The organism is Microbacterium rhizomatis, assembly GCF_008710745.1.
In the GTDB taxonomy this organism is placed as follows: Bacteria; Actinomycetota; Actinomycetes; order Actinomycetales; family Microbacteriaceae; genus Microbacterium; species Microbacterium rhizomatis.
In genome coordinates, this window is record NZ_VYSA01000002.1 from 446,492 (window position 1) to 458,510 (window position 12,019).

Below are 12,019 nucleotides of genomic sequence, written 5' to 3' on the forward strand. Positions count from 1 at the left end.
TGCTCGAGCCGAGGCATCCGGTCGCGATCTCTGCTGTCTAGTTGTACGTGCCGGGCGTGAAATCGTCCGTCGAGAAGCTGTCGAAATCGACGTAGCTCAGGTCGGCGTCGCTGTAGGCGCCGTCCGACGCGAAGATGCGGTTGGGGTACCGCTCGCTCTTCGCCTCTTCCGTCGCCTCGACGGTGACGTCGCGGTACTTCGCGAGCCCCGTTCCGGCGGGGATGAGCTTTCCGATGATGACGTTCTCCTTGAGGCCCAGCAGCGGGTCGCTCTTGCCCTCCATGGCGGCCTGCGTGAGAACGCGGGTCGTCTCCTGGAAGGACGCGGCCGACAGCCACGACTCGGTCGCGAGCGACGCCTTCGTGATACCCATGAGCTCCGGACGACCCGACGCGGGGCGCTTGCCCTCCGCCACAGCCGCACGGTTCATGCTCTGGTACTTCTTGAAGTCGACGAGCTCACCCGGGAGCAGCGTGGTCTCGCCGTGGTCGACCACGGTGACCTTGCGCAGCATCTGACGGACGATGACCTCGATGTGCTTGTCGTGGATCGGCACACCCTGCGACCGGTAGACGCCCTGGACGCCGTTGACGAGGTACTTCTGCACCTCGCGGGCGCCCTGCACACGCATGACCTCCTTGGGGTCGAGCGTGCCCACCAGGATCGGCTGTCCGACCGTGACGCGCTGGCCGTCCTCGACGAGCAGTGTCGCACGGCGCAGGACCGGGTAGACGATCGGCTCGTCGCCGTTGTCGGGCGTGAGGATGACCTTCTTGGCGCGGTCGGTCTCTTCGATCGTGATGCGCCCGTCCGACTCGGCGATCGGCGACGCACCCTTGGGGGTGCGGGCCTCGAACAGCTCCTGCACGCGGGGAAGACCCTGCGTGATGTCGTCGGCCGAAGCCGAACCACCGGTGTGGAAGGTGCGCATCGTGAGCTGCGTACCGGGCTCACCGATCGACTGGGCCGCGATGATGCCCACGGCCTCGCCGATGTCGACGAGCTTGCCGGTCGCCAGCGAACGGCCGTAGCAGTTCTGGCAGACGCCGACGGCCGAGTCGCAGGTCAGCACGGAGCGGACCTTGATGGTCTCGACACCGGCATCGACGAGCTTGTTGATCAGCACGTCGCCGATGTCGTCGCCGGCCTGTGCGAGCACCTCGCCCGAGGGGCTCACGACCTCTGCGGCCAGCGAACGGGCGAACACCGAGTTCTCGACGTTCGGGTCCTTGACGAGCACGCCGTCGGCACCGGGGGTGGCGATCGGAAGCTCGAGGCCCTTGGTCGTGCCGCAGTCCTCCTCGCGGATGATGACATCCTGCGAGACGTCGACGAGTCGACGCGTGAGGTACCCCGAGTCGGCCGTACGGAGGGCCGTGTCGGCCAGACCCTTGCGGGCACCGTGCGTCGCGATGAAGTATTCCGCCACCGACAGACCCTCGCGGTACGAGGAGATGATCGGACGCGGGATGATCTCACCCTTGGGGTTGTTCACCAGGCCTCGCATACCGGCGATGTTCCGGATCTGCAGCCAGTTACCACGAGCACCCGACGAGACCATGCGGTTGATGGTGTTGTCTTCGGGGTAGTTGTCGCGCATCGCCTTCTGGACGGCATCCGTCGCCTCGGTCCAGATCTTGATGAGCTCCTGGCGACGCTCGGAGTCGGTCGTCAGACCTTTCTCGAACTGCCCCTGGACCTTGGCGGCCTGCTTCTCGTAGCCGCCGACGATCTCGGCCTTGTTGGGCGGGGTGAGGATGTCGGACAGCGCCACCGTGACACCCGAGCGGGTGGCCCAGTAGAAGCCGGCGTCCTTGATCCGGTCCAGCGACGCCGCGACCTCGACCTTGGGGTACTCCTCGGCCAGCTTGTTGACGATCTGCGACAGCTTGCCCTTGTCGGCCTGCTCGCGGACGAACGGGTAGCCCTTGGGCAGGGTGTCGTTGAAGATCGCCTGACCGAGCGAGGTCTCGACGAGCCCGTTGCGCTCGTACGCCGCGATCGTCTCGGGGGTCTCGCCCTCCGACTCGAGGAACGTGAGCCCGGGGATGCGGATGCGCACCTTGGCCTGCAGGTCGAGGGTTCCCTCGTCCTTGGCCAGGATCGCCTCGCCCACCGAACCGAACACGCGGCCCTCGCCTGCAGCGCCGACCTTGACCGTGGTCAGGTGGTGGAGGCCGATGATCATGTCCTGCGAGGGCAGGGTGACCGGGCGCCCGTCGGACGGCTTCAGGATGTTGTTCGAGGCGAGCATCAGAATCCGGGCCTCGGCCTGGGCCTCGACCGACAGCGGCAGGTGCACAGCCATCTGGTCACCGTCGAAGTCCGCGTTGAACGCGGTGCAGACGAGCGGGTGCAGCTGGATGGCCTTGCCCTCGACGAGCTGAGGCTCGAAGGCCTGGATGCCGAGGCGGTGGAGCGTGGGCGCGCGGTTCAGCAGCACGGGGCGCTCGCGGATGATCTCTTCGAGAACGTCCCACACCTCGGGGCGCGCGCGCTCGACCGAGCGCTTGGCCGCCTTGATGTTCTGCGAGTGACCGAGGTCGATCAGGCGCTTGATGACGAACGGCTTGAACAGCTCCAGCGCCATCTGCTTGGGGAGGCCACACTGGTGCAGCTTGAGTTGGGGTCCGACGATGATGACCGAACGGCCCGAGTAGTCGACGCGCTTGCCGAGCAGGTTCTGACGGAACCGGCCCTGCTTGCCCTTGAGCATGTCGGACAGCGACTTGAGCGCACGGTTGCCGGTGCCGGTGACGGGACGACCGCGGCGGCCGTTGTCGAACAGTGCGTCGACGGCCTCCTGCAGCATCCGCTTCTCGTTGTTGACGATGATCTCGGGAGCACCGAGATCGATCAGGCGACGAAGGCGGTTGTTGCGGTTGATCACGCGGCGGTACAGGTCGTTGAGGTCGGAGGTCGCGAAGCGGCCACCGTCCAGCTGCACCATCGGGCGCAGCTCCGGCGGGATCACCGGGACGACGTCCAGAACCATGGATGCCGGGCTCATGCCCGTCGACAGGAACGAGTTGACGACCTTCAGGCGCTTGATCGCACGGATCTTGCGCTGGCCCTTGCCCTCCGAGATCTGCAGGTGCAGGTCTTCGGATTCCTGAGCCAGGTCGAACGCGAGCAGGCGGCGCTTGATCGACTCGGCGCCCATGTAGGCCTCGAAGTACTGACCGAAGCGGTCCTGCAGCTCGTGGAAGATCTCGTCCTCGCCCTTCAGGGCGCCCACCTCGAGGGTGCGGAAGTCTTCCCACACCTTCTCGAGCCGGGTGATCTGGTCGTCGAAGGACTTGCGGATGCCCGTCATGTCCTTCTCGGCGGCGTCCTTGACCTTCTTCTTCTGGTCGGCCTTGGCGCCCTCTTCCTCCAGGGCGGCGAGCTCCTCTTCCAGCTTCTGCAGGCGGGTCGCGATGCGGGCATCGCGGCGGTCGCCGAGCGTCTTCAGCTCGAGACGGATGTTGTTCTCCTGCGTCGGCAGGTCGCGCTGGCGCGCCTCCTGGTCGACGGAGATCACCATGTAGGCGGCGAAGTAGATGACCTTCTCGAGGTCTTTCGGCGCCATGTCGAGCAGGTAGCCGAGGCGCGACGGGACGCCCTTGAAGTACCAGATGTGGGTAACGGGAGCGGCGAGCTCGATGTGGCCCATGCGCTCACGGCGGACGGAGGACTTGGTGACCTCCACGCCGCAGCGCTCGCAGACGATTCCCTTGAAGCGGACGCGCTTGTACTTTCCGCACGCACACTCCCAGTCACGGCTCGGGCCGAAGATCTGCTCTCCGAAGAGACCGTCCTTCTCGGGCTTGAGCGTGCGGTAGTTGATGGTTTCGGGCTTCTTGACCTCGCCGAAGGACCAACGACGGATGTCGTCGGCGGTGGCCAGGCCGATGCGAAGCTGGTCGAAAGTTGTCGATTCGAGCACTAGTTCTCAGTTCTCCTGTGTCGGAATTCTGTCGTTGCCTGGCCGGATCAGATCTCGTCGATCGACGAGGACTCGAAGCGGCTGGAGATGTTGATGCCGAGCTCTTCCGCGGCGCGGAAGGCTTCGTCATCGGTGTCGCGGAGATTGACAGGCGTGCCGTCGGCCGAGAGGACCTCGACGTTCAGGCAGAGCGACTGCATCTCTTTCATGAGCACCTTGAAGGACTCGGGGATGCCGGGCTCCTGGATGTTCTCGCCCTTGACGATCGCCTCGTACACCTTGACGCGGCCGAGGATGTCGTCGGACTTGATCGTGAGGAGCTCCTGCAGCGCGTAGGCGGCGCCATAGGCCTCGAGGGCCCACACCTCCATCTCGCCGAATCGCTGTCCGCCGAACTGCGCCTTCCCACCCAGCGGCTGCTGCGTGATCATCGAGTACGGGCCGGTGGAGCGGGCGTGGATCTTGTCGTCGACGAGGTGGTGCAGCTTCAGGATGTACATGTAGCCGACCGAGACGGGCGCAGGGAACGGATCGCCGGAGCGTCCGTCGAACAGCAGCGCCTTGCCCGTGGAGTCGATCAGACGCTCGCCGTCGCGGGTGAGGTTCGTCGAGTCCAGCAGACCTGCGATCTCTTCCTCGCGCGCACCGTCGAACACCGGGGTGGCGACCTTCGTGCCCGGCTCGGCCGAGAAGGCCTCCGCCGGCAGCTGCCCCGCCCACGTGGGCTTGCCCTCGACCTTCCAGCCCTGCTGGGCGATCCATCCGAGGTGCAGCTCGAGCACCTGGCCGAAGTTCATTCGACCGGGGATTCCGAGCGGGTTCAGGATGACCTGGACCGGCGTGCCGTCCGCGAGGAACGGCATGTCTTCCACGGGCAGGATCTTCGCGATGACGCCCTTGTTGCCGTGGCGCCCGGCGAGCTTGTCGCCCTCGGTGATCTTGCGCTTCTGAGCGATGTAGACCACGACGCGGCGGTTGACGCCCGAGCCGAGCTCGTCGTCGCCGTCTTCCGCGTTGAACTCCTTGACGGCGATGATCGTGCCCTGCTCGCCGTGGGGGACCTTCAGCGACGTGTCGCGGACCTCGCGGCTCTTCTCGTTGAAGATCGCACGGAGCAGGCGCTCCTCCGCCGACAGCTCGGTCTCGCCCTTCGGCGTGACCTTGCCGACGAGGATGTCGCCGGGGCGGACCTCGGCGCCGATGCGGATGATGCCGCGCTCGTCGAGGTCCTTCAGCAGGTCGGGGCTCACGTTCGGGAGGTCACGGGTGATCTCCTCCTTGCCGAGCTTCGTGTCGCGGGCGTCGACCTCGTACTCCTCGATGTGGATCGAGGAGAGAGTGTCGTCCTTCACGAGGTCCTGGCTGAGGATGATCGCGTCCTCGAAGTTGTGGCCCTCCCACGTCATGAACGCGACCAGGAGGTTCTTGCCGAGCGCGAGCTCGCCGTTCTCCGTGGCCGGTCCGTCTGCGATGACCTCGCCGATCTCGACGCGGTCACCCGCCGAGACGACGACGCGCTGGTTGTAGCTCGTCCCCTGGTTGGAGCGGTCGAACTTGCGCAGGAAGTAGTCCTGCGTGCCGCCCTCGTCGAGCTGGACGCTGACGACGTCTGCGGAGACCTCGATCACGACACCCGGCTTCTCGGCGGTGACGACGTCACCGGCATCCACCGCGGCGTAGCCCTCCATACCGGTGCCGACGACCGGCGACTCGGAGCGGAGGAGCGGGACGGCCTGACGCTGCATGTTGGCACCCATGAGGGCGCGGTTCGCGTCGTCGTGCTCGAGGAAGGGGATCAGCGAGGTCGCGACCGACACCATCTGGCGCGGCGAGACGTCCATGTAGCCGATCTCCTCGGCGTGGAAGAGGTCGACCTCGCCGCCCTTGCCGCGTCGTGCGAGCACGCGGTCCTGAGCGAACGTGCCGTCGGCCGTCAGCTCGGCGCCGGCCTGGGCGACGATGAAGTCGTCCTCTTCGGACGCCGTCAGGTAGTCGATCTGCGCAGTGACCTTCTTGTCGGTCACACGGCGGTAGGGCGTCTCGATGAAGCCGAACGCGTTGATGCGGGCGAACGACGCGAGCGAGCCGATCAGGCCGATGTTCGGGCCCTCAGGGGTCTCGATCGGGCACATGCGACCGTAGTGCGACGGGTGGACGTCGCGGACCTCGACGCCTGCACGCTCACGCGACAGACCGCCGGGGCCCAGAGCCGACAGGCGGCGCTTGTGGGTCAGGCCCGCGAGCGGGTTGTTCTGATCCATGAACTGCGACAGCTGCGACGTTCCGAAGAACTCCTTGATCGCGGCGACGACGGGGCGCACGTTGATCAGGGTCTGCGGCGTGATCGCCTCGATGTCCTGCGTGGTCATGCGCTCGCGGACGACGCGCTCCATGCGCGACAGACCCGTGCGGACCTGGTTCTGGATGAGCTCGCCGACCGCGCGGATACGGCGGTTGCCGAAGTTGTCGATGTCGTCGATGTCCAGGCGGATCTCGGCCGGCTTGCCGGCTCGGACACCGTCGAACGAGGTGTCACCGCGGTGCAGGCGCGTCAGGTACTTGATCGTCGCGACGATGTCGGCGACGGTCAGGACCGACTCCGACAGCGGCGCGTCCAGGCCGAGCTTCTGGTTGATCTTGTAACGACCGACCTTCGCGAGGTCGTAGCGCTTGGAGTTGAAGTAGAAGTTGTCCAGCAGCGCGCGGGCGGCCTCGGCGGCGACCTGCTCGCCGGGACGGAGCTTGCGGTAGATGTCGCGGAGCGCGTCCTCCTTGGTGAGGATCGTGTCCTTCGAGAGGGTCTCTTCGATCGAGTCGAAGCCTGCGAACTCGGCGAGGATGTCTTCACTCGAGAGCCCGAGGGCCTTGAGGAACACGGTGACCGACTGCTTGCGCTTGCGGTCGATGCGCACGCCGACCTGGTCGCGCTTGTCGATCTCGAACTCGAGCCATGCGCCACGGCTCGGGATGACCCGCGCCGACACGATGTCCTTGTCGGAGGTCTTGTCGGGGGTCTTGTCGAAGTAGACGCCCGGTGAGCGCACGAGCTGCGAGACGACGACGCGCTCGGTGCCGTTGATGATGAACGTGCCCTTGCCCGTCTGGAGCGGGAAGTCGCCCATGAAGACGGTCTGCGTCTTGATCTCACCGGTCTGGTGGTTCATGAACTCGGCCTCGACGTAGAGCGGGGCGGCGTAGGTCTTGCCGCGCTCCTTGCACTCCTCGATGGAGTACTTCTCGGGCTCGAGGTACGGGTTCGTGAACGAGAGCTGCATCGTCTCGCTCAGGTCCTCGATGGGCGAGATCTCCTCGAAGATCTCCTCGAGGCCGCTGATCTCGGGCACGTCGGTGCGGCCGGCCTGCTTGGCCTCGGCGACGCGTGCCTTCCACGCGTCATTGCCGACGAGCCAGTCGAAGGACTCGGTCTGCAACGCGAGGAGGTCGGGGACCTCCAGCGTGTCGGAGATCTTCGCGAACGAGAGGCGGGCTGCGCCTCGGCCGTTCTTGATGTTGTTGGTGGATTGGTTTGCGTTGCGCGCAACAGCCAAGGGGATGACCTCCATGGGCCCAGGGCAGGGCTCGTGTTCCTTGTTCGGCAGGTGGAGTGCTCGTTCAACCCCTAAGCCTTCGCATCACACGCCGCTTGACGCGGGGGCGCGAAGACACAGCCGACCACCATATGAGGGCAGGGGGAATCAGGGAGCAAAGAACAACTATACGGCGGATGACGCGCCGTGTCCAGTCGGGTTCTTGACGAGTCTCCGATCCTGCGGTATAACCGCGCGAAGTGGCGGAAATCCGCGGAAATTGTTGGCGTCTCGCCACCTGCTCCCGCCATGATGTCGTCATGACAGGGGTGTCTCGCCCCGCGATCCGCACTCCCGATCAGCGGATCCGGGTGTTCGTGAGCTCGACTCTCCGCGAGCTGGCCGATGAGCGCCGCGCGGTACGTGCGGCCGTGGAACGCATGCGGCTGGCGCCCGTGATGTTCGAACTCGGCGCCCGCCCCCACCCCCCTCGCGATCTCTACCGCTCCTACCTCTCCCAGAGCGACGTGTTCGTCGGCATCTACGGCGCGAGCTACGGGTGGGTCGCGCCCGGCGAGGAGGTGTCGGGCCTGGAAGACGAGTACAACCTGGCACCCGCGGACATGCCGAAGCTCATCTACATCAAGGCGGATGAGCCGCGGGACGACAGACTGCAGCAGCTGATCGACCGGATCCGCGCAGACGACACCGCGGCCTACCTCCCGTTCCGCAGCGCCGAGGAACTGGAGGCCCAGGTCGCGGACGACCTCGCGAATCTGCTCGCCGAGCGGTTCGACGACTCACGCGCAGTCGCGGCCGACGGGGAGGTGGCCCCGGCATCGGCCACCGCCCGCATCCCCGTGCCGTACACGACGACGATCGGCCGCGAGCGCGACGTGGCGGCCGTCCGCGAACTGCTCGCCCGCGGGGATGATCGCGTCGTGAGTCTGATCGGGCCCGGAGGGATCGGCAAGAGCCGCCTCGCGATCGAGTCCGCGCGCGCCACCGAGGACCTGTTCCCCGACGGGACGTATTTCGTGCTCCTGGAAGGCGTCCTCGAGCCGGAGCTGCTGCTGCCGGCCATCGCCTACGCGCTCGGCATCCGGGACAACGGCGAGGCTGCCCTCGAGGAGCGCATCGCCCACGCCCTCGCTGACCGCCGCGTGCTCGTCGTGCTCGATAACTTCGAGCAGATCGTCGAAGCCGCACCCGTCCTGGTCCGTCTGTACAGTGCCGCGCCCCTCGCGAACTTCCTCGTGACGAGCCGCATCGTGCTGCGCATCCGCGGCGAGCAGGTCTACGAGGTCGGAGCGCTCGAGACCCCGCGCCCCGGCGTGCCGCCCGCACTCGAGCGCGTGCGGGCGTCATCCGCGTGCGCGCTGTTCGTGGACAGGGCATCGGCGGCAAAGCCCTCGTTCGCGCTCACCGACGAGAACGCGGCAGCCGTGTCGTACATCTGCCGGTGCCTGGAGGGTCTTCCGCTGGCGATCGAGCTCGCGGCGGCGAAGGTGCGGGTGCTGACCCCGCAGGCGATCTCGGATCGGCTCGAGCAGAGCCTGCCGCTGCTGACCGCGGCCGTGCGCGACCTGCCCGAGCGCCACCGCACGATGCGCGCGACGATCGACTGGAGCGTGAGCCTGCTTCCCGCTCCGCTGCCGGACATGCTCGAGGACCTGGGCGTGTTCGCCACGCGGTTCACGCTCGACGCGGTCGAAGCGCTGGGGGCCGGACGCTCCTGGGACGGAGAGGCGGTGGATGGCCTCGCCGCGTTGGTCGACGGGTCGCTCGTCGCCCAGACCGAGGTGGCCGGGCGGTCCGTCTTCTCGCTTCTCGCGATCGTGCGCGAATACGCTCTCGGTCGACTCAAAGCCCGGGGCTCAGCAGACGTCGTCCGCGCCGCCCACGCCGACTACTACCGCGAATTCGTCGCGCGAGTGGCGCCGGGACTCGGCGGTTCCGGGCAGGCGTCGGCGGTGGCGGAGCTCGGACTCGAGCTGCCGAACCTGCGCGCGGCCGTACGGCACCTGATCTACACCGACCGCCTCGACGACGCCGGCGACTTCGCATGGAGCCTGCTGATCTACTGGTGGATCGCCGGCTTCTTCGGCGAAGTCCGGGTGTGGATGCTCGAACTCCTCGAAAAGGGGGGCCCGATCACTTCGCATACCAGGGCGGTCGCGTGGTTCTTCGCGCTCTGGGGCGAGATGTGGCAGCGCCCGTCGGCCGAGGTGGTGGCGGGCCTGGCGGAGTGCGTGCGGCTCTTCACCGACGAAGGGGACGAGGATGCGGCGGCCATGGCCCTGGCGGCGCGAGCGACGGCGCGAGTGCAGTTCTCGGCCACGGACGTCGATAAGGCCGAGGGCGAGCTGACCGAGGCCGCCGCGACGCTGAGGCGGCTCGGCAACGGATGGGCGGAGGCGATCACGGAGGTGTCGCTCGGCCGCCTCGCGTGGCTCCGCGGCCGCACCGACCAGGCTCTCGAGCACTTCGAACGCGCGACCGACGTCGCCCGCGCGGGAAACGACGTGTTCACCATGTCGGTCGCCGGCAACCTGCGATCGCGACTGCGTGTGCAGCGCGGCGAGATCGAGGCCGCCGAACGCGAGTTCGTCGACACGCTCGTCCTGTCGGTCGGGCTGCACTACGACGAGGGTGTCGCGTACGGATTGGAGGGGCTGTGCGCAGTGGCCGGAGCCAAAGGCGACGCGTGGCGCGCGGGCGCGCTGGCGACCGCCGCCGACGCGATCCGCCACCGCATCGGGGTGTTCGACGTCGAGGCCTTCACTGTTCACACGGTCTCGCTCGACGCGCTGCGGGCGACCGACGGTGCCGCGGTGGCCGACGGCGAGCGGCAGGGCGCCGAGCTGTCGGTGGCCGAGGCCGTCGCACTCGCCCTGCCCGAACCGGAGCGGACGATCACCGCTGAGGCGCTCGCGCGCTGGTAGACGGCAGGGTCGCCGGCCGGTTTCGAGCCCCGTCAGCGGCGGGCGTGCCGGAAGCGGATGCGCGAACCCGGTCTGAGCTGCGCGAGATCGTCGAGCGCAGCATCCGTCACCACCGCGATCACCGGGTAGCCGCCCGTCACCGGCCCGTCGGCGAGGAGGATCGTCGGGCGTCCGCTCGGCGGCACCTGCAGCGCACCGGGAACCATCCCCTCGCTCGGCAGTTCCCGTGCCGTGACACGGGCCAGTTCGGGCCCGTCCAGCCGAAGGCCGACCCGGTCGGCGTGGGCCGAGACGGTCCAGCGGTGTGCGAACAGGAGGTCGTGAGCGGATGCGGTGAACCAGTCCTCCCGCGCACCGCGGGCGAGCTCGATCTCGAGCTCGCCATCGTGCGGCGGCTCCCACGGCCATACCTCGGCCACAGGTATCGGAACGACGGCGCCTCCGCCGATCGCGAGCAGGTCGCCGGCGCGCAGCGCCGCAGGGCCGAGGCCTGCGAGCAGATCCGTCGAGCGGGAGCCGGCCGAGAGCGCCGCATCCGCACCGCCGCGCAGCGCGAGGTAGGCGCGGGCGCCGTGGACGAATCCGTCGATCCGCAGCTCGGCGCCTCTCGGCCATGCACGCGCCTCATACGGATCCACGGGAAGTCCGTCGAGCAGCACGGGGCCCCACGCGCCGGTGACCGCGAACCACGCGTCGCGCTCGGCGATCGCGCGGAAGCCGCCCATCGTGACCTCCACTCCGGCCGCGCCTTCGGCGTTGCCGACGAGCCGGTTCGCCGCGCGCAGCGCGCGACGGTCGAGCGCGCCCGACGGGGCGATCCCCAGGGCGGCGCGGCCAGGGCGCCCGAGGTCCTGGATCGTCGAGAGCAGACCGGGCTCGACAATGCGGATCGCCCCGGCCCCGCCCGGGCCAGGGTGCGCGCCCTCCCGGCGCCCCGTCGCCGTCTCGCGGGACCCGGAGGGCATCGGACGGAAGCGCACGCGGGTTCCGGGAGCGAGGAGAACGGGGGATGCGGGGGCCACAGCATCCGGATCGAAGAGTCGCGCGTCCGTCGTGGCGATGAGGCGCCAGCCGCCCGGAGTCTCTCTCGGGTAGGCGCCCGTGAAGCCCGCGGCGAGGCCGACGGCGCCGCGCGGGACACGCGTCCGCGGGGTGTCGAGGCGCGGCACCTCGTGGGTCCAGCCGGGGCTGACGAGGTAGCCGAATCCGGGGGCGAAGCCGGTGAAGGCGACGGTCCACTCGGCGGCGGCGTGCTGGGCGATGAGCTGGCCGGGCGTGAGCCCGAGCAGCGCGGCGGTGTCGGCGAGGTCGGGACCGTCGTATCTCACGCCGAGCTCGAGCGTGCCGTCGGGGGTGGGCGCAGCATCCCGAGGCGTCGACCAGTCCGCCGCCGCGCCCTCGATCCAGGCCCGCGCGGCCGTGACCGACAGCGCGGCCCCGTCGACGCGCACGAGGACGGTGCGTGCTGCCGGAACGAGGTCGACGACGCCCGCGGGACGCGATGCCGCGAGACGCTTGTGCAGCGCGAGCACCTCTCCGAGCCCATCGACCTCGACGAGCACCGCCCGGTCGCCCATCGGCAGGACCCTCACGGCCGTCATGCGCTGCCGATCCGTCGC

General features: G+C 68.3%; 4 protein-coding genes. 1 reads left to right on the forward strand and 3 read right to left on the reverse strand.

Annotated features, from left to right (window positions below):
• Window positions 1–37: 37 nt before the first annotated feature.
• Window positions 38–3,928: a DNA-directed RNA polymerase subunit beta' gene (gene rpoC / locus F6B43_RS10520; protein WP_150448888.1), complete on the reverse strand. Its 3,891-nt coding sequence runs from the start codon at window positions 3,926–3,928 to the stop codon at window positions 38–40.
• 47 nt (window positions 3,929–3,975) lie between these two features.
• Window positions 3,976–7,476 carry a DNA-directed RNA polymerase subunit beta gene (gene rpoB, locus F6B43_RS10525; RefSeq protein WP_150449544.1) on the reverse strand — a complete coding sequence of 1,167 codons (3,501 nt, stop codon included), beginning with the start codon at window positions 7,474–7,476 and terminating at the stop codon, window positions 3,976–3,978.
• Window positions 7,477–7,775: 299 nt separating this feature from the next.
• Here rpoB and F6B43_RS10530 point away from each other — a divergent pair, with 299 nt between their 5' ends.
• Window positions 7,776–10,400: a DUF4062 domain-containing protein gene (locus F6B43_RS10530; RefSeq protein WP_150448889.1), complete on the forward strand. Its 2,625-nt coding sequence runs from the start codon at window positions 7,776–7,778 to the stop codon at window positions 10,398–10,400.
• A gap of 32 nt (window positions 10,401–10,432) precedes the next feature.
• On the opposite strand, the gene F6B43_RS10535 is transcribed toward F6B43_RS10530, so the two are convergent.
• Complete coding sequence (locus F6B43_RS10535) at window positions 10,433–12,001, reverse strand: 5-oxoprolinase subunit B/C family protein (protein WP_211368107.1); 1,569 nt, start codon at window positions 11,999–12,001, stop codon at window positions 10,433–10,435.
• Window positions 12,002–12,019 lie beyond the last annotated feature (18 nt).

Bases quoted from the DNA above. Each gene is read 5' to 3' on its own strand.
- F6B43_RS10530 (WP_150448889.1), top strand. From the start codon at position 7,776: ATGACAGGGGTGTCTCGCCCCGCGATCCGCACTCCCGATCAGCGGATC.
- F6B43_RS10535 (WP_211368107.1), bottom strand. From the start codon at position 12,001: ATGACGGCCGTGAGGGTCCTGCCGATGGGCGACCGGGCGGTGCTCGTC.